Origin of the sequence: Eggerthella sp. BIOML-A1, from assembly GCF_009875595.1 — a bacterium.
GTDB classification, from domain to species: Bacteria; Actinomycetota; Coriobacteriia; order Coriobacteriales; family Eggerthellaceae; genus Eggerthella; species Eggerthella lenta.
Window position 1 is genome coordinate 24,987 of sequence record NZ_WWRZ01000011.1, and the last position, 25,718, is coordinate 50,704.

The 25,718-nt window shown below is 63.6% G+C and carries 16 protein-coding genes; 9 read left to right on the plus strand and 7 right to left on the minus strand.

Going from position 1 to position 25,718, the window contains the following annotated elements; translation table 11 throughout:
* Positions 1 to 206: 206 nt before the first annotated feature.
* The 4 genes from accC to pxpB form a co-directional block, all read right to left on the minus strand.
* Positions 207 to 1,556, minus strand: coding sequence for an acetyl-CoA carboxylase biotin carboxylase subunit (gene accC, locus GT590_RS13225; protein WP_009608966.1), 1,350 nt, complete (start codon positions 1,554 to 1,556; stop codon positions 207 to 209).
* Between the two features lie 13 nt (positions 1,557 to 1,569).
* Positions 1,570 to 2,043: an acetyl-CoA carboxylase biotin carboxyl carrier protein gene (accB, locus tag GT590_RS13230; RefSeq protein WP_009608973.1), complete on the minus strand. Its 474-nt coding sequence runs from the start codon at positions 2,041 to 2,043 to the stop codon at positions 1,570 to 1,572.
* A 74-nt stretch (positions 2,044 to 2,117) separates the two neighbouring features.
* On the minus strand, positions 2,118 to 3,287 hold the full coding sequence (locus GT590_RS13235; protein WP_009305751.1) for a biotin-dependent carboxyltransferase family protein: 1,170 nt from the start codon (positions 3,285 to 3,287) through the stop codon (positions 2,118 to 2,120).
* Position 3,288: 1 nt separating this feature from the next.
* Positions 3,289 to 4,017: a 5-oxoprolinase subunit PxpB gene (pxpB, locus tag GT590_RS13240; protein WP_009305753.1), complete on the minus strand. Its 729-nt coding sequence runs from the start codon at positions 4,015 to 4,017 to the stop codon at positions 3,289 to 3,291.
* 92 nt (positions 4,018 to 4,109) lie between these two features.
* On the opposite strand from pxpB, the gene GT590_RS13245 reads away from it, so the two are divergent.
* The gene (locus tag GT590_RS13245) at positions 4,110 to 4,823 is read left to right on the plus strand and encodes a sulfite exporter TauE/SafE family protein (RefSeq protein ID WP_009305754.1); all 714 of its coding nucleotides are present in this window, start codon (positions 4,110 to 4,112) and stop codon (positions 4,821 to 4,823) included.
* Between the two features lie 71 nt (positions 4,824 to 4,894).
* A complete protein-coding gene (locus GT590_RS13250) occupies positions 4,895 to 5,335 on the plus strand; it encodes a universal stress protein (protein ID WP_009305757.1) in 441 nt (146 codons plus the stop codon).
* 159 nt (positions 5,336 to 5,494) lie between these two features.
* Here the strand turns inward: GT590_RS13250 and GT590_RS13255 are convergent, their stop codons facing one another.
* The gene (locus GT590_RS13255) at positions 5,495 to 7,297 is read right to left on the minus strand and encodes a LuxR C-terminal-related transcriptional regulator (RefSeq protein ID WP_161171160.1); all 1,803 of its coding nucleotides are present in this window, start codon (positions 7,295 to 7,297) and stop codon (positions 5,495 to 5,497) included.
* 240 nt (positions 7,298 to 7,537) lie between these two features.
* On the opposite strand from GT590_RS13255, the gene GT590_RS13260 reads away from it, so the two are divergent.
* Positions 7,538 to 9,304 (plus strand): FAD-dependent oxidoreductase, encoded by a 1,767-nt coding sequence (locus GT590_RS13260; RefSeq protein WP_161171161.1) that lies wholly within the window; start codon positions 7,538 to 7,540, stop codon positions 9,302 to 9,304.
* 1,009 nt (positions 9,305 to 10,313) lie between these two features.
* Here the strand turns inward: GT590_RS13260 and GT590_RS13265 are convergent.
* Positions 10,314 to 12,068 carry an FAD-dependent oxidoreductase gene (locus GT590_RS13265; protein WP_240129871.1) on the minus strand — a complete coding sequence of 585 codons (1,755 nt, stop codon included), beginning with the start codon at positions 12,066 to 12,068 and terminating at the stop codon, positions 10,314 to 10,316.
* A gap of 187 nt (positions 12,069 to 12,255) precedes the next feature.
* Here GT590_RS13265 and GT590_RS13270 point away from each other — a divergent pair, with 187 nt between their 5' ends.
* On the plus strand, positions 12,256 to 13,839 hold the full coding sequence (locus GT590_RS13270; RefSeq protein WP_240133138.1) for a helix-turn-helix transcriptional regulator: 1,584 nt from the start codon (positions 12,256 to 12,258) through the stop codon (positions 13,837 to 13,839).
* A 576-nt stretch (positions 13,840 to 14,415) separates the two neighbouring features.
* On the opposite strand, the gene GT590_RS13275 is transcribed toward GT590_RS13270, so the two are convergent.
* A complete protein-coding gene (locus GT590_RS13275) occupies positions 14,416 to 14,844 on the minus strand; it encodes a DUF2871 domain-containing protein (RefSeq protein ID WP_009305763.1) in 429 nt (142 codons plus the stop codon).
* Positions 14,845 to 15,044: 200 nt separating this feature from the next.
* Between GT590_RS13275 and GT590_RS13280 the strand changes: the two genes are divergently transcribed.
* The 5 genes from GT590_RS13280 (at position 15,045) to GT590_RS13300 (ending at position 25,470) form a co-directional block, all read left to right on the plus strand.
* Entirely contained in the window at positions 15,045 to 16,226 is a 1,182-nt protein-coding gene (locus GT590_RS13280; RefSeq protein WP_021410368.1) for a pyridoxal phosphate-dependent aminotransferase, read from the plus strand.
* Between the two features lie 212 nt (positions 16,227 to 16,438).
* Positions 16,439 to 17,839: an APC family permease gene (locus GT590_RS13285; protein WP_114519781.1), complete on the plus strand. Its 1,401-nt coding sequence runs from the start codon at positions 16,439 to 16,441 to the stop codon at positions 17,837 to 17,839.
* 162 nt (positions 17,840 to 18,001) lie between these two features.
* On the plus strand, positions 18,002 to 18,910 hold the full coding sequence (locus GT590_RS13290; protein WP_161171162.1) for a PfkB family carbohydrate kinase: 909 nt from the start codon (positions 18,002 to 18,004) through the stop codon (positions 18,908 to 18,910).
* Between the two features lie 170 nt (positions 18,911 to 19,080).
* Positions 19,081 to 23,373, plus strand: coding sequence for an EAL domain-containing protein (locus GT590_RS13295; protein WP_229077436.1), 4,293 nt, complete (start codon positions 19,081 to 19,083; stop codon positions 23,371 to 23,373).
* A 219-nt stretch (positions 23,374 to 23,592) separates the two neighbouring features.
* Positions 23,593 to 25,470, plus strand: a complete 1,878-nt coding sequence (locus GT590_RS13300) for an MFS transporter (RefSeq protein WP_009305769.1) — start codon at positions 23,593 to 23,595, stop codon at positions 25,468 to 25,470.
* Positions 25,471 to 25,718 lie beyond the last annotated feature (248 nt).

Sequence of the window (25,718 nt, forward strand, 5' to 3'; positions counted from 1 at the left end):
CGTCCGACGCCGCCCTCGCCGCCCGCAAGCCCCCCGCCGGTCCATGAAGGGCGACGTAAGACGTACGAAGGATCCGCTCGGGGCATGCCCACCAAGCGATCTAGCTTCGCGTCGCCGCAGCGAGCCAAACAGCCCAGTGGGCTGTTTGTGCGAGCCAGGACTGTCTGAGCGACTGGGCATGCCCCGAGCGGATCCGCCAGAAACCCCTACACTTCGCCCTTCATGAACCGCTCGATGAAGCTGGTGTCGGCGAGGCCGGCGGCGAACGTCTCGTTCTCCATGATGGCGTACTGAAAGTCGAGGTTCGTCTTCACGCCCACCACCACCATCTCCTCCAGCGCGGTGCGCATCTTCGCGATAGCCTCGGTGCGGTCGCGTCCATGCACGATCACCTTGGCGATCATGGAGTCGTAATACGGCGTGATCTCGTAGCCATCGTAGGCTGCGGTGTCCACGCGCACGCCGTTGCCACCGGGCAGGTGCATCTGCGAGATGGTGCCGGGCGACGGCAGGAACCCGCGCTCGGGCTGCTCGGCGTTCACGCGGCACTCGATGGCGTGGCCGCGGTACGTGATGTCGTCCTGCGTGAACGTCAACGGGTCGCCCGCCGCCACGCGGATCATCTCTTCCACGAGATCGGTGCCCGTGACCATCTCGGTGACGGGGTGTTCCACCTGGATGCGCGTGTTCATCTCCATGAAGTAGTAGTTCAGCTTATCGTCCAGCAGAAACTCGATGGTGCCCGCCGACGTGTAGCCCACGGCCTGCGCCGCGCGCACGGCGGCTTCCAGCATCTCGTCGCGCACGCGCCCCGTCATCACGGGCGAGGGGCTTTCCTCGATCATCTTCTGGTGGTTGCGCTGCACCGAGCAATCGCGCTCGCCCAGGGCCACCACGGTGCCGTACGTATCGGCGATGATCTGCACCTCCACGTGGCGCGGGTTCAGCACGCAGCGCTCCAGGTACATGGTGTTGTCGCCGAACGCGCCCACGCTCTCGCGCTGGGCGATGGAGAACTGCTCGGAGAAGTCGTGCTCGTCGTGGCTGATGCGCATGCCCTTGCCGCCACCGCCCGACGACGCCTTGATCATGATGGGCCAGCCGATCTCGCGTGCCATCGCCAGCGCTTCCTCCGGATGGTGCACGGGCTCCTTCGTGCCGGGAACCACGGGCACGCCCGCCTCCATCATGGTCTTGCGGGCCTGGCTCTTGTTGCCCATGCGGTCCAGGACCTCGGGCGCGGGGCCGATGAACACGATGTCGTTCTCGCGGCACAGCTTCGCGAACGTCGAGTTCTCCGACAGGAAGCCGTAGCCGGGATGGATGGCCTGCGCGCCGGTGCCCTTCGCGGCGGACAGGATGGCGGCGATGTTCAGGTACGAGTCGCGCGCGGCGGGCGGGCCGATGCACACGCTCTCGTCGGCCAGGTACACGTGCAGCGAATGCTTGTCGGCCGTGGAGTACACGGCCACCGTCTTGATGTCCATGGCGCGGCAGGCGCGGATGATGCGGACGGCGATCTCGCCGCGGTTGGCGATGAGTATCTTGTCGAACATGGCGCGCGCCGCCCTAGTGCGTTTCGCCGGCGGCGGTGGCCACGCGGAACAGCGGCTGGTCGTATTCGACCTGCGTGCCGTTGGCTGCCAGCACCTCCACGACGATGCCGGGGGCGGGCGTGGTGATCTCGTTCATCATCTTCATGGCCTCGACGATGGCCAGCGTCTGGCCGGACAGCACTTCCTGGCCCACCTTCACGAAGGGATCTTCGTCGGGGCTGGGCGAGATGTAGAACATGCCCACCATGGGGCTGCGCACGAGGATGGAGCTTTCGTCGGCGTCCTCGACGGCGGCTGCCTCGTGGCTTTCGGTCTTGCCGGCCAACAGCGCGCTCACGCGATCGGCCATGAGCGGCAGCGCGGTAGACGAGAGCGGGCCGTGGTTGCGCTCCAATTCGATTTTCGTTTCGCCGTCATCCACGCGCAAGGCCGTGAGCTCGGCCTTGTCCATGATGGCGATGAGTTCTTCGATGGCTTTCGTATCCATGGCGGTTCTCCTACGTTTGTGACGGGGTTCTGTGACGGCCGGCTTCGGCGAACCCCTACCTACTTCTTCTTCGTCTACGTCGTTGCGCGTTCGGTGGTGTCGGTTGCGTCGGGCGGTTGTTTCTTTGGCGGGACGGTTCCCAGGGCGTTGCGGTTGCCGACGCGCTGGGAGCGATCGGCTCGGTCGATCCACAACATGTCGGCCTGCGACTTGCGTGCCTGTTCCTCCAGGATGGGGGTCAGGCGCCGCGCCGTGCGCCGGGGCGATATGCCGTCGGCGCTGGGCCGCCTCACTTTCAACGCCAGCATTTCGAACAGGTGCGCCTCTTCGCGCAGCAGCGCTTGGGCCTCCTGCACGCCGATGGACTCGAAGCGGATCTTGCCGCCCGGCGGGCGTTGCACCAGCTTCGGGATGTCCACGCTGGCGATGGTGCCGATTTTCGCGTAACCGCCGGTGGTTTGCCGGTCGGCCAGCATGATGATGGGCCGTCCGTGCGACGGCACCTGCACGGCGCCGAACGCCACGCCGTCGGAGATGATGTCGGACCCGTGCTTCGTCTCGATTTCCGGTCCGTCCAGGCGGTACCCCATGCGGTCGCATTTCGTGGTGGTGGTGTACGCCTGCCCGTAGAACGTGGCCAGGCCTTTGTCGGTGAACATGTCCTGCTGAGGCCCGGGCACCACGCGCACGGTGATTTCGTCGCGGTCGAAGCCGTAGAACTCGTTGTCGCCGTCGATGCGGTGCGACCCTAGGTTGGGCAGAAAGTCCACGCTCTTCGTGGAAAACGGCAGGTAGTCGCCGACGATGAGCGTGCGACCCTTCCATCCGCCGAACTCGCACTTGAGGTTCGTCGAGCGACTGCCCATCACTTCGGGCACGCGCACGCTGTTGCCCGCGATGGCCAAGTAACCGTAGCAGCCGGTGCGCGACGCCTTGAAGCGCAGGATGGAGCCGCGCCGCACCATGACGGCCGCGTACATGGGCACGGGTTCGCCGTCCAGCGTCGGCGCGAAGTCGCCGCCCGTGATGGCGAAGCAGGTGTTCGTGGTGAAGCGCACCGTGGGTCCCGCCAGCGCGAATTCCAGCACGGGTGCGCCGGGGTCGTTCTCCACCAGGAGGTTCGCGATGGCGAACGCGCGATGATCCATCACGCCGTTCGTGGAGAAGCCGCTGCCCTGATAGCCGAAGCGCCCCACGTCCTGGATGGTGGTGATCACACCGGGTTTTTTGACGACCAGACCCATGCTACTCGCCTTCCACGAAGATGCCGTACGAATACGTGCCCGCGGCCAGCTGCGCTTCGATGGCGGTGTACTCGTCGGGCGTGATGGGCACGAAGCGCAGGTACTCGCCCGCTGCGTACAGGATGGGTTCCTCACGATCGGGATCGTAGGGTTTGAGCGGCGTGCGCCCGATGATCTGCCAGCCGCCGGGGGAGGCCAGCGGGTAGATGCCCGTCTGCGCGCCGCCTATCCCGACGCTGCCCGGCTCGATGCGCGTGCGCGGCACGGCCAGGCGCGGCGTGTGCAGGCGCTCGTCGAGGCCGCCCAGGTAGGCGAAGCCGGGAAGGAAGCCCAGCATGTCGATGAGGTAGTCGCGCTCGGTGTGGATGGCGATCACTTCGTCTTCGGAAAGGCCTGCCAGTTGCGCCACGTTCGCCAGGTCGGGGCCGAACTCGCCCCCGTAGCACACGGGGATGGGCACGATCTTGCGGATGCTGAGGTCGGCCTCGCCCACGTCGCGCAGCTTGGAGCGCAGCTTCGTGGACAGCTCGTCGAACGTGATGACCAGGGGGTTGTAATACACCATAAGCGAGCAGAACGTGGGCACCAGCTCGGTGATGCCCCGAATGGGATCTGCGGTAAGGTTGTCTGCGGCCATGCGGATCTTGGCGCTCGTCTCCGCGGATATCGCATGGGCGAATTCCAAGTTGAGCGCCGAGTCTCCTGCGATGGTGATGGTGAATCCCGCCATGCAATTCCGTCCTCTGGCGTGTGCGTCGTCTTATGATGTGCGCCCCGTGCTACACTTGTAGGCTGGTCACATAGATAAGGATTGTAGCATATATGGAAAAAGCGCTTTTCCTGGCCGCGTTCTTTTTCGCATACACGGTCCAGGCCATCACGGGATTCGCAGGGAACATCTTCGCCATGCCGGTGGGCACGACGCTGCTGGGCCTGGAATCTACGGTGTCCATCCTCAACGCGATGGGCTTTTTCGCCTGCGGCTTGCTGACGGCGCTCAACATCAAGAGCGTGAATTGGCGCGAGCTTGGCAAGATCCTGGGCGTGATGATCGTGTTCATGGTGCTGGGCATTTGGCTGGATACCCTGGTGCCCCTGCATATCCTGTTGAAGATCTACGGCGTGATCATTGTGATCATCGGTATCAAGAACCTGGCGGTGCCCCAGCAGAAGTTCATGCCGGAATGGGCGCTGTGGATCATTCTCGCTCTGGCCGGCCTGATCCAAGGCATGTTCGTGTCGGGCGGCGCGCTGCTGGTCATCTACGCGGTGCAGAAGCTGCGCGATCAGCAGCAGTTCCGCATCACGCTTTCCGCCGTGTGGACCGTGCTCAACCTTATTTACGCAGGCATCGCGTTTCAGCAGGGGCACTTCACGGGCGACGTCGTCCAGATCATCGTGTTCTGCGTGCCGTTGGCCGTGCTGGCCACGTTTCTGGGCAGCAAGCTGCAGAAGAAGATCAGCCAGGAAAGGTTCCTCAAGCTCACGTACGTGCTGTTGTTGTGCGTCGGCGTCATCTTGCTGGTTACGTCGTAGCGTTCGGCGGCGCGCGGAGGTGCTGCTTGGGGTACAATGACCCCAGATGCAATCGAGGGAAAGGAACGACCATGGCGCAGGAATACGCTCGTATCTTCGCCGCGCTCGACGGCGCGTCGACGCAGGAAGCGGTCGCGCAGCGCGCGGTGACGCTCGCTGCGGACAACCACGCGAAGCTCATGTTCGGCCACGTGATCGATTCGGTTCCCTACGAGGCTTCGGGCGTCGATTTCGAAGCGCTGTGCGCCGAGGGCAAAAAGCGCATCGAAGCCGACCTGGCCGACGTGTTGGCTGCGGCGCGCCAGAACCCGGACATTCCTTCCGTGGAGGTGTCTGTGCATGCGGGGCGCATCGCCGACACGCTGGAGCACGAGCTGATCGAGCCGTTCGAGCCGAACCTCGTGGTGTGCGGCGAGCGCGGGCTGTCGAACATCAAGTACGTGTTCGTGGGCAGCGTGTCCACGTTCCTCATCCGCAACCTCCGCTGCGACGTGCTGGTGGTGAAGCAGTAGGGAACGAGGCAGAATGAGACAGGTGAACGGGGCCGATGGCTCGCTCCGTTTTCTGCGAGAAGAAGCGAATCGCTCGATCGGTTGGAGCCGGTCGGGCGATTCTCGTTTCAGCCCGCCGAGGGGGGGTAGGGCTTGACGACGGGCATCGTGCGCTGTCGGCTACCCCTCGCGGCACAGGTCGATGATGTCCTGCTTGGAGTGGACGTCGAGCTTTCGGTACACGCGCTTCGTATACGTCTTCACGGTGTTCTCCGAGACGTCGAGAGCGCGCGCGATGGCGGCCACCGTTTCCCCGAGGGCCAGCAGCTCGAGCGTTTGACGCTCGCGGTCGGTCAGGCCGTGTTGGAGGGCTAAGCGCTCGCACGGGTTCGCGCGGGTGACCGCGAGGGGCGCTGATGCCGGTTGGTCGTCTCCGACGGCGCATTGTCGCCCGAAAGCCTCGGTTTCGGGTGCAAAAGCGCGGTTTTCGGGCGACAATGCGTCCGTGGAGTGCGCGGGCGCGACGTCGGCCAAGCGAGGCTGGCGCATGAAGGCCGCCAGTTCCGCACGGGTATGCACGTCGAAGGCTCGGTAGATCTTCTGCGTATGGTATTTCACGGCGCTCGGCGAGAGGTAGAGATCCTGCGCGATGCGCGCGATGGTGCGACCCTCTAGAAGCTGTTTGAAGACGGTGGTTTCCAGATCGCTCAGCCCGTAGGCGGCGGCGACGAGATCGGGTTCGGGCGCGGCGACGATCTGGATCGGCGCGGAGGCAAGCCGGGTTGCGTCGGCGGGTTCCGAGGCGGCGCCGCCGGACGGTCGCGCGTCTTGCTCGGGCGGCGGTGAAGGCTGCGGATCGCTGCGGCGCGGGATGCGCTCGCGGCCAAGGAGCCAGGAAGCACCCAGCATGACCAGGTACAGCGTTCCCAACCCGATGAGGGCGAACCCGGCGTTCGTCCCCGGAAGGTACACGCGGGTCAGCGCACCCGCTTCCGTTCCCGCCAGCAGGCACAGCAGCGAAACCGTGTCGCTTGCAGCGTACAGCGGCATGACGGGTATGCGCGCAGCCTTTCCCACTTCGGCGATGGTGCAGGCCAGCACGATGCCGCACATCATGTAGCCCGTGGTGGCCAGTGTGCCGGCAATAGCGGGAGGGACGGCTTCCGTCAGCCCTGGCAGCACCAGCAGGCCCAGCGCGGAAAGCGGCAGCGCCACGCGGTAGCTGCCTTCCAGCTTGAACGGCTGGCGAAACAGCAGCGCGGGCACCGACATGATGACCAGCACGCAGGCGGAAATCCCCAGCACGAGGTACTGCATGAGATCGGGATCGATGTCGGGTTGCCCCGATAGGCTGGTGACGAACCCGCTGAGCAGGGCGAACAATCCTACGGCGAGCACGCCTTTGCCCACAAGCGGCGCGACGTCGGCTATCTGGCTGGAGAAGGTGCGCTCGATGGGCCGTGCGACGCGCAGCCGGGTGGCGCAGGCGCATGCCGCCAGCAGCGATGCCAGGGTGATGGGGATGTACCATTCCTGCGGGTATTGCAGCACGATCGCGCACAGCGCGGTGGCGGCCGCATGGCTGCCCAGCAGGAACAGGTAGCTGGTGCGGTAGGAAAACATCGGCAGCGCCGACAGCCACAGCAAGCTGAGCACCGCCTGGCCGACGCCGATGAGCACCGTGCCCGCCACGAACCCGGGCTGCACGCCTGCGCTGCATGATCCCGGCACCAGCGCGAATCCTATGCACAGCGCTACGGCGGCGAAACCGGCCGCCTTCGAGCCAAGGGGCTCGTGCGCGACGTTGCGGTACCGCAGGGCGACGGCTGCGAACGCTGCTGCGTGCGTAGCGCCGAGCACCGGCATGTATGTGCCGTCGTCGAATGAGGGCACGCTGGCGAACGCGGTGGTCGCATGGTAGCTGAGGATATTGGCAAGCAGGAGAAACGCATATCCTGCGTAGCATGCTGCGCGCGTAGCCATGTTCGATCTCCCCTCCATGCCCCGAGCCATCCGCTTCCCGTGCGGATGCCGCGCCCTGCCCTACATGATACCCGTCGCGAAGCGCCGCGCTGCTCATTTTGGCCGTTTCGGGTGACAGAAAACCGGGTCTTGGCGGCTCTGGGTGATGCCCGTTTGCCTGCCGCTTCGTATGCTGGAGGCGTGGTTGGCGGCCTTTCGGCGGTCGTCCATTTCGTCAAAGGAAGAGGGAAGGGGATCATTATGAGAGAGCAGAAACTCACCCGTCGCACGTTTCTCGGCTTGGGCGCGACAGCTGCGGTGGCCGGGGCGGCCGGCCTCGCGGGATGCGCGCCGGCTGCGAAAAGCGATGCGGGCGCAGACGCAGGCGCGGCCGAGGGCGGCGCGGCAGGTTCGGGCGGCGCAGCGACGGGCGGCAACCCCACCGAGTTCGTGCCGTCGTTCATGAACCCGCCGGCGCCCGTCGACGAGTCGAAGGTAACCGAAACCGTCGACGTCGATGTGTGCGTGGTGGGCCTCGGCCTGGCGGGCGTGTGCGCGCTGCGCGAAGCCGCGGAGTCGGGCGCGAAGACGTTCGGCTTCGATAAAGGTTCCGACGTGGGCTACCGCTCGGGCGAGTTCGGCACGTTCGGCAGCGAGATCCACAAGCAGCTGGGCATCGAGCAGCCTGAGACGCAGGAAGTGGTCAACGAGCTGATGAAGGTCATGGGCAACCGCCCCAATGCGCAGCTGCTGAACTATTGGATCGCGAACTCCGGCCCGGACTTGGACTGGTACATCGGCACTGCCGAGCACGAGCTGCTGACCAGCGACCACGACGTGCCCACCGACCCCGAGAAGCCCTACGTGTTCCCTGAGCGCTTCCCGGTGAACGAGAACTACAATTGGCGCGAGGAGAACTACCCGTGCTTCCCCGGCATGGTGCACCTGCTGCCCGACCACGGCTGGGCCATGCACGGCACGCTGGAGGCCGCGCAGAAGGCCGGTGCCGAGGCGCGTTTCAACCTGAAGGGCGAGCAGCTCATCAAGGAAGGCGACAAGGTGGTGGGCGTGTACGCGTCCGACGAAGACGGCAACATCGTGCGCGTCAACGCGAAGAAGGGCGTCGTGCTGTCGTGCGGCGACATGTCCAGCGACACCGAGATGCTGACGTACTACGCTCCCCAGGCCACGAAGTACGGCTGCTTCTTCAGCACCATGGACAAGAGCGGAAAGCCGGTGAACACGGGCGACGGCCACAAGATGGCCATGTGGGCCGGCGCGGTCATGGAGGACGGCCCCTACGCTCCGATGACGCACAGCCTGGGAACGAACTCCGTCGGCATCGACCCGTTCCTCATGGTGAACCAGGACGGCAAGCGCTTCGCCAACGAGGACGTGGGAGCGCAGGAGCTGCAGAACGCCATCAAGCGTCAGAAGGGCGGCGTGTCGTACCAGATCTTCGACAGCAAGTGGAAAGAGCAGCTGTCGGCGATGCCCCAGTGCTTCGGCGGCGTGACGCACTACATCCCGCCCGAGCAGGAAGCCGAGTACGAGCACGCCATCAACCACTTCGCTGCGGGCTACGCCTCCGACACGTACTTCCAGGGCGAGATCGAGCAAGGCTCCATCATCCCGGCCGATTCCATCGATGAGTTGGCGAAGGCCGTGAACATCCCGGCTGACGCGCTGGTGGAGACGGTGGAGCGCTACAACGAGCTGGCGCACGCGGGCAAGGACGCGGACTTCTCCAAGGTGTCCACGCGCCTGTTCCCCGTGGAGAACCCGCCGTTCTACGCGGTGCCGTTCGGCGACTCGGGCATGTTGGTGCTGATCGGCGGCATCGATTGCGACGTCGACTGCCGCGCGCTCGATGCCGAGAAGAACCCGGTGCCCGGCCTGTTCGTGGCGGGGAACACCATGGGCGGCCGCTTCCTGGTGGACTATCCCGTGACGGTGGCCGGCGCCAGCCACTCGATGGCCATGTCGTTCGGTCGCCTGGCCGGTCGCAAGGCGGCAGAAGGCAAGTAGCGCGAAGCCCTGCGGCGCGCACCGCGCGCGCCGCAGGGTGCCGGGCGGCGTTGCCGCCCGGCACCCTCGCGCGGCTGCGCCGCGCGAGGCCTCCTGTACCGTACCGCCCAAGGCCGCTCGCCTCCCTCCCCGAGCGGCCTTGGTCTTGCGCGGCGCTATTGCGGCAGCGCTGCGTGAAGCTTTGCAATCGTCCAAAATCTACCGAGGATCTACCAGAATCTGCCAAAATCTACCAATCGGCACATAATGAGGCAGGGGGCGGGGTTGATGGCTGTTTTTGAAAGCAGGATGAGGCAGCAGCCATTTTTTCTCGCCGATCTTCTGTTCCGTTCTTGTTGCGGTTGCTTGCGGCGGTCTCGCCTGCCTTCGCAGCGCGTTCCTGAAATTCAATAAGCAAAACCATCATGGACAAAAAGTGCTTCCATTCAGTAGTTTTTGATCCCGAATTCCGCAAGCCCGGAACGGCGTTTTTCATAATGCCAGGTGAAAGGCTTGTCCTTCAATCTATCCTCAGGAAAGATTACTGAACCGAGGCGATTTTTGTCCATGACGCTATCGGTAATGGAAAACTGTCGCCAAGCGGAAGGAGCATGAGGCAGGGGACGGGCGGTCGGTCGGCGACCCGTTGGGGACAGGGGGGGCGGCCGGTGACTCGTTGGAGCCAGGGGGCGGGCGGGCGACGGTGACTCGTCGGAGGCGGGGGGGGGGCGGCCGGTCGGCGATCCGTCGGGTCTCGGCCGTACCGAACCAAAAGCCGGCGGGGCGTCCGATCCGGCGGAGCCGTTGCGCTCCGGCCGCGTTCGATCCGGCGAAACCGTCAAGCTCCGGCTGCGTCCGATTCGGGCCGGTTCCTACCGTAATGGGCTGTCAGCCCCGTTCCCCCTGCCGCGCTCCCGTTTCCTGCGAGAAGAGGGAACCGCCCGATCGGTTGGAGCCGGTCGGGCGGTTCTCGTTTTCCAGCTCGCCAAGGGGGAGGGGAGGTCGGCGAGTGTGGACGGGGTTGTTCGGTTTACAGCTGCGCCAGGATGCGGCCGACCAGCATGCCGTGCGTCAGCGCCATGCCGTGGCTGATGCCAGGGGCGGGCAGCGGGTAGTCGACGAGGAAGCGGCCGCCTTGGGCGTTGCCCACGGCGTACAGGCCCTCGATGACCTCGTCCTCGGTGTCCATCACGTTGAAGTCCACGTCGGTTTGCAGGCCGCCCATGTTCACGAGGATCACCGTGTCGGTGAGCGGGTAGGCGTAGAACGGACCTTCCTCTACGGGGAACAGACGGTCGGCGCGCTTGCCGAAGTCCTCGTCGTTGCCGGCGGCCGCCAGCTCGTTATAGCGCTCGATGGTGGCGGTGAGCGCGGCTTCGTCAACCTCCATGAGCTTGGCCAGCTCGGCGATGGAGTTCGCCGTCACGCCCAAGGCCTTCTCGCCCTCGAAGTAGCTCAGGAAGCCCGGCGTGTTGCCGTCTTCGTTATCCTCGTCGGAGATGTAGGCGTTTTTGCCGTACGAGCCGTTGGGCACGTCGGCGCCCGACTCCACGTACCAGTTCACGTTGCCGTGGCCGGTGTCCATGTACTTGATCTGGTCTTTCCACTTGCTGTCGAAGATCTGCCAGGCCGTCTTCTTCGGCAGGCGCGAAAGCTGGTTCTGGAACGGCTGGCCTCCCACGTCCTCGTTCATGAAGCGCTCGCCGTTGATGTCCACCAGCAGGAACGCATCCATGCCCAGAGGCCCGCCCAAGTGGTGCGTCATGGGAGCGTGCGGGCCATCCTCCATCTTCGCGCCGATCCACATGCCCATCTGCTGGCCGTCGCCCGTGTTCGTCTTCTCGCCCTTGGCGTCGACGTTCGGGAAAATGCTCATGAAGCGGTCGGACCACGGCACGTAGTAGCTCATCATCTCGGCGTTCGAGGCGTAGTCGCCCGTAGCCAGAAGCACGGCCTTGCTAGCGGTGATCTTCTTGTAATCGCCGTTCTCGTCTTCGACGATGACGCCTTCCACGCGCCCTGCGTTGTCCGGGCGCACCAGCTGGCGGGCGAACGTGGAGTACAGGAACTGCACGCCGGCCTTTTCGCAAATGTCCACCATGTTCTGGATGTAGGGGCCGTTGTCGGGCAGGCAGATCTGGCAGTCGTCGAAGATGGGGTAGAAATCGTCGGCGATGTTGGCCTCGGCGGGATGCGGCCAGTGCATTTTGCGGACGCTCATGGACTTGCCGTCGTAGGTGTCGGATTCCGCCTCCACCACGTACTGACCCTCGCTGGCGGCCAGGAACCAATCGAACGCCTCGCCGGAGTTGTCGGCCCACAGGTTCAGGATGCGCTGGTTGGGGCGGTAGCCGCACTCTTTCATGATCTGGCCGACTGCGGCGTTCTTGTCGATGTGGATGCCCAGGTCCTCTTGGATTTTGCCGCCGATGCAGCCCACCTGGTTCGAGCGGTACTGCCACGTGGTGGCCTTCTCCACGACGACGATGTTCTTCGCGCCGCTTTCCACGGCTGCGCGAGCCGCGCTGATGCCGGAGAGTCCGGCGCCCACGATGACGATGTCGGCTTCGACGGTCTCTTTGATGTCGCTTTCGGCAATGGGACTCGGCCCGGTCAGGAAGCTCGGTCCGCCGGCGGCGCCGGCGTCCGATGCGCCTGCGCTTGCCGCGTCGCTGCTGGCTTGCGGCGAGCAGCCGGCCAGCCCTGCGGCTCCGGCGGCCATGGCGGCTGTGGCGCCCAAGCCTAGAAACGCGCGGCGGGACAGCCCTCGTTCATTGCGTGACATGGTCATGTCGTCCTCCCTGTTCGAAGTGTTCTCGCGTCATCCCTCATGTGACGCTGGCATGACGATACGTCGCAGCGCGTGGTTTGCCGCCGACCCAAAGGGTTGATTCCGAAGGAGGTGGGTTGATATCGTCCCAAAGGGTTGATGCTGGCGTGCGTTCGCGCTCCGGGTGAAAAAGTCCGGTACAATGACGGAAGTTTTCATGGACGTGCGAGGGGCAAGTGGTCGCCTGGAGGGAGGAGGGTCGGTGAAGGCTACGTTCTCGTCGACGGATCGCGGGTTCACTTTGCGCTACGTCGGTCTGAGTTTCTACTACGCCTGGGTGTTCTTGTCGTTCAATTCTCTTGATATCGTGGGAGGAGACGGACGGGCTATCTCGATGGTGCACATCGTGTCGTCGGCCACCGCCATGGTGATGTTTGCGGCGTGCGCGTTAAATTGGCGCTCGGTGATGGGGTGGGCGGCCGGGCGCGTTCGGTCTGTGCTGCTGGCGTGCGGCGTGACGGCGCTTGTCGGAACCTGCCTGTACGCGCTTCCCGCGTTTTCTGCTTTGCCTGCGGTCATGGGCGTGGGTGCGTTTGCCACGGGATTCGCCTGCACGCCCATCGTCTTGGCATGGGGCGTGATATACCGCGATCTCGATGCCCGGCGCGCTGTGCTGTTCACATCCATGACGTTTCTGGGTGCGGCCTTGCTGCACGGGGCGATCATGCTGCTTGGTCCGACGCTGGCACCGGTGGCGGTGTCGCTGTTGCCCTTGGCTGCGGCGGTTGCCGCAACGGCCAGCCTGCGTGATTGGAAGGCCGAGCGCGTGCCGGATGCCGAAACGCGCCGTCGCGCGCGGGGCGAGATACGCGATCTGGTTCGTACGGCGTTGTCGTGGCGCGTGCTGGCGGGGCTGATCGCGGCGTTGTTCGCGTATGGCGGGTTGCGGGTATATTTCGGCTCGGTTGCGCCGAGCGTGTTCTCGAATCCTGCGCTTATGGCGGGCACCATTGCGCTGGCAGCGTTCGTGTTCTTCGTGTACGGCGCTTTGGTGTCGCGCACGAGCCTCAACCTTGGCGTGCTGTACCGTATTGCCATGTCGGTATGGGCGTTGGCGTTCGTGTTGATCGCGCTGGTGGGGCACGACAACATGACGATGGTGTTCTTCATGGCATCGCTCAGCTCGGTGTTGTTCGAAGTGCTCACCTGGGCGCTGCTGGTCGAGATCGCGCGCACGACCCATTTTGCTGCGCTGCTGGTGTTCGCGGTGGGCCGTTTGGCCGTGCATGTGGGAATAGTAGTCGGCGAGGTGGCTGCGTTCGCGTTGATCGACGATATGCTGCTGTTTGCGGTTGTGGCCGTGTTCGTGTTGGTGGCGTCGACGGGTTTCGCGTTCGCCGACCGCGATACCACGTTCGCATTTGAGAGCCCGACGCCGGCCGAGTTGGAGCGACTTTCCGGTGGGGACGGGCGTTCGCATGCCGACGAGTCGGTTTCGTCTGGCTCGGGGGCTGCGGGCTCTGCGGTTGAGCCGGCGGATGCGAGCCTTGTTCCTGTCGCCACGGACGTTGGGGCGCGCATCGAAGCGCTGGCGAAAGCGTATCAGCTATCGCCGCGCGAGAAGGAGGTGTTCGCTCTGTGGGTGACGGGGCACGGCTCGAAGTACATCCAGGAGAAGTTCGTCATCTCGCCGGCAACGGTGAAAACCCATGTGCGCCATATTTACGAGAAGTGCGATGTCCACAACCGCGCCGAACTTATGCGCAAGCTGGAAGAGGCCGGTTAAAAGAGCGACGTGCGTTTAACCGAGGTTCATCAACCATTTTCTCGCCGATCTTCTGTCCCGTTCTTGTTGCGGTTGCTTGCGGCGATCCCGCCTGCCTTCGCAGCGCGCTCCTGAAATTCAATAAGCAAAACCATCATGGACAAAAAGTGCCTCCATTCAGTAGTTTTTGACCCCAAATTCCGCAAGCCCGGAACGGCGTTTTTTATAATGCCAGGTGAGAGGCTTGCCCTTCGATCTATCCTCGGAAAAGATTACTGAATCGAGGCGGTTTTTGTCCATGATCCTATCGGTAATGGAAAACTGTTGCCAAGCGGGCGGAGAATGAGACAGGGGACGGGCGGTCGACGGCGACCCGTTGGAGCCAGGGGGTGGTCGGCGATCCGTCGGGTCCCGGCCGTACCGAACCAAAAGCCGGCTGGGCGTCCGACCCGGTGGAGCCGTCAAGCTCCGGCTGCGTTCGATTCGGGCCGGTTCCTCCCGTAATGAGCCGTCAGCCCCGTTCCCCCTGCCTCATCCAAAAACGACGAAGCCCTCCGGGTGTCGGAGGGCTTCGTGACGGTCGCAGGGGGCGCGCTCTTAGGCGCGCGTTGCCAGCTTGCGGTTCACCACGCGCTTGAACATCACGGTGAGCAGCACGAGGCCCACGCCGATGAGGATGTGGCCGATGCCGGCGATGCCCGAGATGGCGGCATCGGGCATCGCAAGCGGTGCTCCGGTGACTTCCACGACGCCGCGCACCAGCATCATGCACACGGTGACGACCAGGCCAACGTTGTACACGATGTAGAACGGCTTGAACAGCTTGTCGCCGGTGAAGTCGTCCTGCAAAGCGAACAGCGTGGCGATCAGGAATACCGCGAACCCGAGCACCAGCAGGTGCGGGTGCATAAGTCCCAGCGTGGTCTGCCCGGTGAACTGCGCGAAGTTCGTGAACTCGCGGAAGAACACGCCTGCCGCCGCGCCGGCGATAAGGTATACGAGCGCGGTGTTGATCAGTTTCTTCATAAGGATCCTCCCTGGTCCGTATGGTCAAATATGAACGTTGTTCATTATCCGAGGTTTCTTTTTCCGAAGGGGATATGTCACCAAATCGTCATCAATTGCCGTTTCCCTGCGGGCGATCCACGAGCGCGAGCGGTTGTGCTACCCTGTTCCTCATCGAAATCAACGGCGGAGCCGGGCGACAAGACGAGGACGTGGTGCATATGGTGAACGAGAGAATGTACGGCTTGGGAGCCGAGCCGAGCGCGATTCGCGAGTTGTTCGCGTACGGCATGGTGCGCAAGGCGGAAATCGGCGCCGAGAACGTGTTCGACTTCAGCATCGGCAACCCTAGCGTTCCCGCGCCCGATGCCGTGAAGCAGGCGGTGCTCGAGCTCATGGACGAGGAGCCCAGCGCTTTGCACGGCTACACGCCGGCAGCGGGCGATCCGCGCGTGCGCCAGGCCGTGGCCGACCATATTCGCCGTCGCTACGACGTGCCCGCCCAGCCCGAGCAGGTGTACCTCACGGCAGGTGCCGCCGCAGGCTTGGCCATCTCCATCTCGGCCGTCACCGAGCCTGGCGACGAGGTCATCATCATCGCCCCGTTCTTTCCCGAGTACAAGGTGTGGATCGGCACGGCGGGATGCGCGTGCGTGGAGGTGCCGGCGCATGTGCCCGACTTCCAGCTGGATATCGACGCGCTTGCGCAGGCCATCGGGCCGAAGACGGCCGCCATCATCCTCAACTCGCCGAACAACCCGGTGGGCGCCGTGTACTCGCGCGAGAACCTGGAGGCGTTCGCCGCGCTGCTTGCCCGCAAGGAAGAAGAGCTCGGCCGCAAGCTGTACGTTATCAGCGACGAGCCGTACCGCGAGATCACGTACGGCGCCGAGGTTCCCTACGTGCCGTGCGTGTGGCCGCGCACCATCGTGTGCTACTCGTACTCGAAGTCGCTGTCGCTGCCGGGCGAGCGCATCGGGTATCTGTACGTGTCCGACCTGATGGACGACGCGCGCGAAGTGTCCACGGCGGTGGCCGGCGCGGGCCGCGCGCTGGGCTTCATCTGCGCGCCGGTGCTGTTCCAGCGCGTTATCGCGCGCTGCATCGATGAGCCTTCCGACGTGGCGGCCTACGCGGCCAACCGCGAGCTGCTGACGACGGGCCTCGGCGAGTTGGGATACGAGTTCGTGGAACCGCAGGGCGCGTTCTACCTGTGGGTGCGCGCGCTCGAGGACGACGCGCAGGCGTTCAGCGATCGCGCGAAGGCTCATGAGCTGCTACTGGTTCCATCCGACAGCTTCGGCGTCGGCGGCTGGGTGCGCGTGAGCTACTGCGTCTCGCGCGAGGTCATCGAGCGCAGCATGCCCGCGTTCAAGGCTCTCAAAGAATCGTACGAAGGCTAAGGGCTTGCCGTGAAGGGCCGGCGACGCGGCTTCGGCCGTCGTTGCCGGCTTTTTGTTTTGCCGAACCGGAAAGGTCGGGAAAAAAGTGTTGCCCTCCTCGAACTAATGATGGCGCTCTCGTCCTCGACGCGCGATAATATCGCTAGATCGCTTTGCTGCGATAAAGCAGCATAGCGATGCAGACGGTATAGGTTCGAACAAGGGGACACACGATGGCTCAGCAAGACGGTTCTCCGGCGAAGGCGTCCGGAGAGAACATCGAGCAGTTCGGCTACAAGCAGGAACTGCGAAGAGGTATGGGACTATGGGACGTGGTATTGTACGGCGTCCTGTTCATGGTGATTATCGCGCCGCAGTCCATTTTCGGCACCATCCAGCAGAACAGCCACGGCATGACGCCGCTGGTGTACATCATCGGCTTCGTGGCCATTCTGTTCACGGCTATGAGCTACATGCGCATGAGCAAGCGGTTTCCCATCGCGGGTTCGGTGTACTCCTACGTGCAGCGCGGCATCAACCCGCACGTGGGCTTCATGGCGGGCTGGCTGATCCTGCTCGACTACGTGCTGGTTCCCTCCTTGCTCATCGTCATGGTGATGAACTGGGGCGTGGCGCTGGTGCCGGGTAGCCCGGCATGGCTGTGGGCTGTGGCGTTCATCGCGTTCAACACGTTCGTCAACATTCGCGGCATTCAGATGAGCCGCGGCGTTGACTGGGTCATCTTCATCGTCGAGATCGTGGCCGTGGTCGCGTTCATCGCTCTTGGCACCAACTTCGTGTTGGGCGGCGGCGGCGCGGGCGGCTTCGTCCTCGACCCGATCTACCAGCCGGGTCAGGTGGACGCGCACTTCGTGGCGGCGGGCATCTCCATCGCGGCGCTTTCCTTCCTGGGCTTCGACGGCATGTCCACGCTGGCCGAGGAAACGCACGAGCCTGAGAAGAACATCGGCAAGGGCATCATCATCGCACTGTCCATCATCATCGTCGTGTTCGTGGCGCAGACCTACATCGCCGCCATCGTGCAGCCCGATTGGGCGGCCACCGATCCCGACATGGGCTTCTTCGATTCCGTCTACCTGGTGGGCGGGCCGGTGTTCTACAAGATCATGTTGCTGGTCAACATCGTCGCGGTGGGCATCGCCAACATCATCAACGCGCAGATGGCATCCTCGCGCCTGCTGTACAGCATGGGCCGCGACGGCGTGATCCCGCGCGTGTTCGGCAAGGTGCATCCGAAGTTCCAGACGCCGTGGTTCGCCTCCATCTTCTTGGGCGCGATCACGCTGTGCCTGGCGCTTCCGCTGCAGGACTACATGGGCACGCTGGCGGGCTTCGTGAACTTCGGCGCCCTGTCGTCGTTCATCCTGCTGAACTTCGCCGTGTTCTGGTTCTTCTTCGTGAAGGAGAAGAAGCGCGCGTCGTTCAAGGACATCCTGATGTACCTCATCTGCCCGTTCATCGGCATAGCCATTTTGGGCTACGTGTTCACCGGCTTCGAGTGGGCCACGTATGCCGTGGGCATCACCTGGCTGGTCATCGGCCTGATCATCGGCGCGGTGAAATCCAAGGGATACAAGGAAGTGCCCGAGGCGTTCAAGAACCTGGAAGTGTAAGGACGCATTCGTTGATTGAAGGGACGGCCGCGGCGTATTTGCCGCGGCCGTTCGCGTTTTCGTTCCCCGCAACGCATCATCGCCCGAAAAACACGCCTCAGCTTCGATTTCCGTGTTTTTCGGGCGATGATGGTGCGCAAGCCGAATGAGAAGGAGATGACGATGGGCGAAGGAAAGGCCGTGCTGGCCGTCGGAGCCATCATGGTGGACATGTTGTGCCAGGTTCCGCGCCTGCCCCGATCGGGCGAGGGGATCGTGGTGGAGGAGTCGCGCGCCGTCGTGGGCGGTTGCGCGTTCAACGCGGCGAACGTGCTGCGGCAGCTGGGTGCTCCGTACGAGCTGTTCGCGCCGGTGGGGTGCGGCATCTTCGCAGGGTTCGTGGAACGCGAGCTGCGCGAGCGCGGGCTCGAGGCGCCGCGGTTCGATGATCGCGACAGCGGCGGCTGCATGTGCTTCGTGGAGCCGGGCGGCGAGCGCACGATGGTCACGCTGCCGGGCATCGAGCGTCATTTCGTGCGCGCATGGTTCGACCGTGTCGAGGCCGCGCGCTTCGGTTGCGGGTTCGCGAGCGGCTACGAGGTGGAAGGGCCGGGCGGCGACGCCATCATCTCGTTCTTCGAGGATCATCCCTCTATAGAGCTGTATTATGCGCCCGGCCCGCGCGTCTGCGGCGTAGGCGCGCAGAAGACGGCCCGCATCAACGCGTTGCATCCGGTATGGCATCTGAACGACCAAGAGGCGCTTGCGTATACCGGGCGCGCCACGGTTGAAGAGGCGGGCGCCGCCATCGCCGAGAAGTGCGGCAACGCGGTGGTGATCACGGCGGGCAAGGACGGCGCGCATCTGTTCGTCGATGGGCGGCATGCGGTGGTTTCTGCCGGGCTTGTGGATGTGGTGGACACCGTCGGCGCGGGCGATGCGCATCTGGGCGCGCTGACCGCAGCGCGCGCGGCTGGACGCTCATGGGAAGACGCGCTGGCGTTGGCGAACCGCGTGGCCGGAGCGGTGTGCGGCGTGGAAGGGTCGACGCTGACCGACGAGGCGTTCGCGAGGACGGGTGCGCGGCTGTAGGACGCGTTGTCTGATGGCGCAGTCGTTCGTTGAGATATTCTCTGACGAAACTGTTATCTATACGTAAACTTGTCGTACAATTGAAGTTACTTTTCCCTAACGGCTAGGAATTGTCGTCGGTGCTTGCCCGTGCGATCTTCCCGGATGAAAGTGGTATGCTCATGGAGGCGATGTTCGGTGAAGTCGAAACCCTTGCCTACGTGATAGACAGCGAATGCCGCGTCGTCTACTTCAACAAGAAGATGGAGGTTGCGTTTCCCCATTTGAAAACGGGCATGCTTTGCTATCAGGCCTTGCGCGGCGAGCCCGCCTCTTGCCCGGATTGCCCGCTGATGCTTGACCATGCCAGCAAGGGCCGGGTCTACAACCAGCGCATCCGGAGCTGGATAGAGACAGAGGTGAGCGACATAGACTGGCCTGGCTCGGGCGCGTGCCACATTTTCCTGAGCCGTGTCATCGATCGGCCTGATTTGGGCGCGGCCGATCCGAAGCCGTTCGATGCCCTGACGGGCCTGTATACGCGCGAAGCGTTTTTCTCGGCGGTCTCCACTGCGATCCAAGCATATCCGGAGCGCTCGTATTGCCTGATGGCCGTTGACATCGAACATTTCAAGCTGTTCAACGAATGGTACGGCGAAGAGGCCGGAGATTTGTTTCTGGAAGAGGTGGGGAGGCTGCTCGGCGAGGCTGCAGTCGAGAGCGGCGGCGTTTCAGGCTATCTGAGCGGCGACGACTTCTGCATGCTGCTGCCTTGCGACGAGGGCATGATCGAGACTCTGCGAGCCCGCATTACCCAAAGCGCGCTTCATCACGGCAAAGGCATGGGCTTTCTTCCCGCGTTCGGGCTGTTCCGCATTGACGATCGGTCCCTGCCCGTCGGCATCATGTACGATCGCGCGTTGCTGGCTTTGGCCTCGGTCAAGGGGAATTACGCTCAGCGTTTCCGATGGTACGACGATGGTATGCTCAGAGAGATCAAGGACGACCATTCGCTTTTGCTCGAAGTGCAGCAGGCTTTGGAGAAGGGCGAGATCACGTTCTACGCTCAGCCGAAATGCAACCTCGACACGGGCAAGATCGTGGGCCTCGAGGCTCTGGTTCGCTGGATGCACCCTGAGCGCGGGCTCATCCCGCCGATCCAGTTTATCCCCATGCTGGAGCGAAATGGGCTGATAACCGCGCTCGATCTGCATATTTGGGAGGAAGTGTTCCGCGCTCTGCGCGCGTGGATGGACGCCGGCCAGGCGCCCGTGCCCATTTCCGTGAACGTGTCGCGCCGCGACTTGTATGCGCTCGATGTTTTGGGCACGTTCGAGGGATTGCTCGAAAAGTATGATATCCCCCCTCGTCTGCTCGCCGTCGAAATCACCGAAAGCGCGTACGTCGAGGATTGCGAGCTGATCGTGGACATCGTCGAGGGTTTCCATGACCTGGGCATCTCCGTTCATATGGACGATTTTGGCAGCGGGTATTCGTCGCTTGGCATGCTGAAGGACGTGAACGTCGACGTCTTGAAACTGGACATGAAGCTGCTGGACGCGATAGACGCGCAAAGCCGCAAAGCCCGTAGCATTCTGGAAGCCATCATCGGTATGGCGAACTTGCTGGACATCCGCGTGATCGCGGAGGGGGTGGAAACCGAATCCCAACGGCAATTGCTGGTGAAGATGGGGTGCCTGTACGGGCAAGGATACTTTTTCTACAAGCCCATGCCGAAGGCGGAGTTCGAGCCTTTGATTGCGAATCGGACGAAGGTTGATTTCCGCGGCATCCATGCGGACTCCATCGAGAGGTTCCGTATTCGCGACCTGATAGAGAGCAGGGTGCTTAGCGATGCCATGCTCGACGATATCCTGGGTCCCTTGGTGCTGTACGATCTGTACGACGGCGAAGTGGAGCTTCTGAGCGCCAACGAGCAGTACTGTCAGCTGAACGGGGTTAACGCCGTTGACCTGCACGAGCTGCGTTCCACGTTCGCGCGTCGAGCGTTCGAGTCGGATTGGGACGAGGTCATGGAAGCGTTCGAGCAAGCTCGCGAGAACGTCCCGAATGGCGCGGTCGTCGTAGTGCGTCGTATGCGCCCGGACGGGTCGACCGCTCACCTGCTCGTCCATCTGCTGTTCCTGCGCGAGCACGAAGGCCACTACCTGTATCTGGGTTCGCTGAGGGACGTGACTCGCGAGCGGCAGCAGGCGCGTCAGCTGGAGTCCTCTCGTCGAGCGTTATCGGCTGCCACGGATGCTTCCCCGCGCGATCCGCTGCTCGTAGCATTGGGGGAAGAGAACCGGCGAACCGCCCTGGCGCTTTCTGCAGAGCTTTCGCCTGGGGGAATGATCGGAGGATACTGCGAGCCGGAGTTCCCGCTGTACTTCGCCAACGCTGCTATGGTGGAGCTTCTGGGTTACGACACGTACGAGGAACTGGCTGCGGGCATCGATTGGCGCGTGGGAAACACCATACATCCGGACGATCTGGCCTCGGTTGCGCTCGACATCGGGCCCGAGTATTACGTGGGGCTCGAGTACACTACCACGTACCGCATGGCTCGCAAGGACGGGACGTGGTTCTGGACGCTCGACAAAGGCCGGGTGGTCGAAGCGGAAGACGGCAGGCTTGCCATCGTGAGCGCTTGCACCGACATCACCGAAGTCATGGCGGTGCAACAGCAGCTTGCCGAGCGAAACAAATTGTTGATCAGCCAAAACGAAGAGCTTGCATTCCTGAATGAAGATATGCCCGGCGGCTATCATCGCTGCCTCGACGCTCCCGGGTGCGATTTCCTGTACATGAGCGACCGCTTTCTGGACATGTTCGGCTACACGCGCGAAGAGATAAAGGAGCTGTTCGACGACAAGTACATGCTCATGGTGCACCCCGACGACCGCGACAGCGTGGCCAAAGGCGTGACCGCGCTCAGGGAGGGCACTGCGGGGTCGGATCCGTTGGAGTACCGCATGAGAGCCAAGGACGGCTGGCGCTGGGTGATCGACCAGAGCCGTTTCTTGGAATACGATGACACCTCGTTTCTGCAGGGCGTCGTAGTGGACGTGACGGAAACCGTGGAACTGCGCGACATGATGAGCATGCTGATCGAGCACACCTCGAGCGACATCGTGCTGCTGTCATGGTCCGACAAAGAGGACGTCCGCGTGAACGTGGTGGCGTGCGGTGCGTCGAAGAAGTACGGGCTCTCGCCCGAGCAGTACGAGGATATCATTCGCGGCCAGCTGTACCTTCCGAGCGGAGACGGGGGCGGGCGCCTGGTCGACGAGATCGTCGACAAGATCGATCGAGGCGAGAGCTTGGCGATTGTGGATCGACCGCGCTTTCCCGGGCACGAGAACGTCTGGATGCACGTCGAGGCACGCCGCGTGGGCCTCGAGTCCTCTGAACGTATAGCGTTGTGCCTGGTCACCGATGTGACTACCATGAAGAACCAGCAACAGGAGCTGTGGCTCACCAAGCGAAAGCTGGAGGGGGTTCTGGATCAAGCCGGCGTCCAAAGCTGGGACTGGGACATCAACAGCAATCGCTTGGTGCTCTCGCGCAGCGAGCTTATGGAGCGTATATTCGCAGGTCTGAGCCGCTTCGAGGACGACATGCTGGTCGTGGACGGGTTCGACCCCGAGACTATGCGGTTCCGCTTCGTGCCGCCCGACTACCAGCAGGCGTTCAGGGACTCGTTTCGGGGCGTGCGCACTGCTCGCGATCGACAGCGCTCGGTGTTCGAGATTCCGTTCACGTTCGAGGACGGGGCGCCTGTGTGGATAGAGGTCGCGTGCGAGACGGTGCGCGATGAGCGGGATCGACCCGTCCGCGCGGTGGGATACTACCTTGACATGACCGATCGCAGAAACGAATCCTTGCAGAACAAAGCGAACTCCGAGGCGTTGCGGCAGCTGCGAGAACAGAGCTTCCAGCTGCTCAAGATGGCGAAGACCGATGCGTTGACCGGGTTGCATAACCGCCAGGCGGCCATCCCGAAGATAGAGGAGCGCCTACGCGCGGTCGAGGCGGGCGAGCTGGGCGATGCTTCGTGTGCGCTGATCATGTTGGATCTGGACTCCTTCAAGCTGGCCAACGACGTGTTCGGGCACGCGTACGGCGATCAGGTTATCGTGCATGTGGCCGAGGCTCTGAAGGAGTCGTTCCCTGGCGACGTCGTCTGCCGTATGGGTGGGGACGAGTTCCTGGTGTGGTGCGAGGACGTGGACGAGGGAGCGCTGGAGGATAGGATCGCCTCTGCGCTGCGTGCCATGGAGGTCGAACGCGTTGAGGACGGTCGAACGTTCCTGTTCTCAGCGTCGGCCGGTTACGTGCTGGTTCCGCAGGAGGGCTTCTCGTTCGACGACCTGTATCAGAAAGCGGATTCGGCGTTGTTCTCGGTCAAGATGGGCGGCAAGCGCTCCTGCTCGCGATACTGGTCTGGGATGAAGAGCGTTCGCTGCGAGCTGGCCGAGTGACGGGTGCTGCCGGCTCTTTGTCTGCAGCCGCTTCGGCTCGCTTGCTTGCGCGATCATGAAAACAACACTTACGAGAATGCTTGAGATTCGCTAGAATCGAAGATGCCACGGCGCGCTCCAGCGCGCCCGGCGTGTCTCGTTTCCCCGAAAGGCGCCTTCTGCGCTGGTAGGTTCGATGGGGCCAATCAAGACAACCGAAGACGAAAGGACGATTCCTTTATGCAAGGGAAACCTCTTGTGCTGCTGCTGTCCGTCTTGTACGGCAGCGCGTTCATTGCGGGGTTCAACGAGAACCTCGTCAACATGGCGCTCGTGTCCATCATGGCGGAGTACGGCGTCGACTCCGTGACGGCTCAGTGGCTGGTCACCGGCTATATGATCGTGGCCACCGTCGTGGTCACGTGCATGGCGTTTCTCTATCGGCGCTTCCATGTGCGCACGCTGTTCTTCGGCGCGGCCGGCTTGAGCATCGTCGGCTCCGCGATGGGGCTCGTCGCTCCCAGCTTCGAGCTGCTGCTGGTCGCGCGCCTCGTGCAGGCGGTGGGCACGGGCATCTTCATCCCGCTTATGATGAACACCATCCTCGTGGTCACGCCGAAGAACAAGCTGGGCACGTACCTGTCCGTCGGCGGCTGCATGATCACGTTCGGCCCCGCGTTCGCCCCGGTGGTGTGCGGCGCGCTGGTGACGGCGTTCGGATGGCACAGCATTTTCGTCGTGCCCATCGTGGCGATGGCGGTGCTGGCCGTGCTCGGCTTCTTCTACATGAAGAACCTCGAAACGCACGAAGCGCATCTCGACGTGCTGTCGGTGCTCCTTTCCGCCGTGGCGCTGACCGTGTTGTCGTTCGGTTTGACGCAGCTGACCACCGACGGTGTTCTGGCTGCTGCCGCCCTCGTGCTGGCGGCGGCCATGGTTGCAGTGTTCGTGGTGCGCCAGCTGCGATGCGCGCATCCGCTCATCGATTTGGCGCCGATGAAGAATCGCGCGTTCTGGCCGGCGCTCATTCTGGTGACCATCGCGATGATGAGCATGTTCTCGATGAGCGTGCTGTTGCCGCTGTACTTCGAAGGCGCGGCGGGCATGACCGCCTTCGCCGCTGGTCTGGTGATCCTCGTTCCCGTGCTGGCGAACGCGGGCGCCACGCTGCTGGGTGGCCGCATCATGGACAAACGAGGCGAATGGCCTTTGCTGCCTCTGGGCTTCGGCGGCATTGCCATCGGCTTCATCGCGTTGGTGGCGGTTGCGCCGCAGCTGTCCGTGCCGGCGGTGTTCGCGGCCATGCTGGTGATGTACGTGGCGGTGGGCTTCATCTTCTCGCCCTCGCAGACGGCAGGCCTGCGGGCGCTGCCGCCTCAGCAGAACCCGTTCGGCGTGGCGCTCATGACCACGTTCGTGCAGATCGCTGCATGCATCGGGCCATCGTTGTATATCGGCATCATGTCGTCGGGGCAAGCGGGCGCTGCGGCCGGGGGCGCTTCTGCGGCGCAGGCGACCGCGGACGGGTTCGCGCTTGCGATGGTGGTGGCCGCGGCCATCGGCGTCGTTGGGTTCGCTTTGTCGCTGGCGTATGCTCGCGCGGCGCGGAAGCGTGCGGCCGTGCAGGCCGTGGAACGCGCGGCGCAGTCTCCGGTGCAGTCGGTGCTGGCGTCCATCATGGAGGCCGACCCCTACACGCTGCCGGCCGCCACGCCGGTGCGCGAGGCGATGCGCGCGTTCGTGGATTTGAGGGTCGGCGGGTTGCCGCTGGTGGACGAGCAGGGGCATCCGGCGGGCTTCGTGTCCGACGGCGATGTGATGCGCTACCTCGCCGACAAGCATCCGCTGATCACGGGATCGTATTCGCTGGTAGAAGCTGCCAACAGCCAGACGTTCGACGAGCGCCTGCGCGAGCTCATCGAGCTTCCGGTGAGCGCGATTGCCACCGACAAGCTGGTGGCAATCGAGGCCGGATCGTCGCTGGAAGAGGTGTGCAACCTGCTGGCCACGCGCCGTTTGAAGAAGGTGCCAGTGGTGCGCGACGGCGCGATCGTGGGCACCGTCAACCGCTCCGACGTGCTGCGCTACGCGATGGACACCTGCCTGCAGGGAGTGTAGGGGAGACGTCTGGCTTCGTAGGGCGCTGCAGGGCGCCGGCCGGCTTCGCAGGGCGCTGCAGGGTGCTGCAGGGCGCCGGCCGGCTTCGCAGGGCGCTGCAGGGTGCTGCAGACTGCCGGCCGGTTTCGCGGGGTGCTGCAGGATGCCGGTCGGCTTCGCAGGGCGCCGGCTGGCAGAGATTGCACGCTATGCACGATTCTAAGCCGCATTTTTAATGCGGTCGGGAAGAAAGCCCAGGTCGTAAAAAA

Coding starts and splice junctions, on each gene's coding strand:
- accC (WP_009608966.1), bottom strand. CDS start 1,556: ATGTTCGACAAGATACTCATCGCCAACCGCGGCGAGATCGCCGTCCGC.
- accB (WP_009608973.1), bottom strand. CDS start 2,043: ATGGATACGAAAGCCATCGAAGAACTCATCGCCATCATGGACAAGGCC.
- GT590_RS13235 (WP_009305751.1), bottom strand. CDS start 3,287: ATGGGTCTGGTCGTCAAAAAACCCGGTGTGATCACCACCATCCAGGAC.
- pxpB (WP_009305753.1), bottom strand. CDS start 4,017: ATGGCGGGATTCACCATCACCATCGCAGGAGACTCGGCGCTCAACTTG.
- GT590_RS13245 (WP_009305754.1), top strand. CDS start 4,110: ATGGAAAAAGCGCTTTTCCTGGCCGCGTTCTTTTTCGCATACACGGTC.
- GT590_RS13250 (WP_009305757.1), top strand. CDS start 4,895: ATGGCGCAGGAATACGCTCGTATCTTCGCCGCGCTCGACGGCGCGTCG.
- GT590_RS13255 (WP_161171160.1), bottom strand. CDS start 7,297: ATGGCTACGCGCGCAGCATGCTACGCAGGATATGCGTTTCTCCTGCTT.
- GT590_RS13260 (WP_161171161.1), top strand. CDS start 7,538: ATGAGAGAGCAGAAACTCACCCGTCGCACGTTTCTCGGCTTGGGCGCG.
- GT590_RS13265 (WP_240129871.1), bottom strand. CDS start 12,068: ATGTCACGCAATGAACGAGGGCTGTCCCGCCGCGCGTTTCTAGGCTTG.
- GT590_RS13270 (WP_240133138.1), top strand. CDS start 12,256: ATGACGGAAGTTTTCATGGACGTGCGAGGGGCAAGTGGTCGCCTGGAG.
- GT590_RS13275 (WP_009305763.1), bottom strand. CDS start 14,844: ATGAAGAAACTGATCAACACCGCGCTCGTATACCTTATCGCCGGCGCG.
- GT590_RS13280 (WP_021410368.1), top strand. CDS start 15,045: ATGGTGAACGAGAGAATGTACGGCTTGGGAGCCGAGCCGAGCGCGATT.
- GT590_RS13285 (WP_114519781.1), top strand. CDS start 16,439: ATGGCTCAGCAAGACGGTTCTCCGGCGAAGGCGTCCGGAGAGAACATC.
- GT590_RS13290 (WP_161171162.1), top strand. CDS start 18,002: ATGGGCGAAGGAAAGGCCGTGCTGGCCGTCGGAGCCATCATGGTGGAC.
- GT590_RS13295 (WP_229077436.1), top strand. CDS start 19,081: ATGTTCGGTGAAGTCGAAACCCTTGCCTACGTGATAGACAGCGAATGC.
- GT590_RS13300 (WP_009305769.1), top strand. CDS start 23,593: ATGCAAGGGAAACCTCTTGTGCTGCTGCTGTCCGTCTTGTACGGCAGC.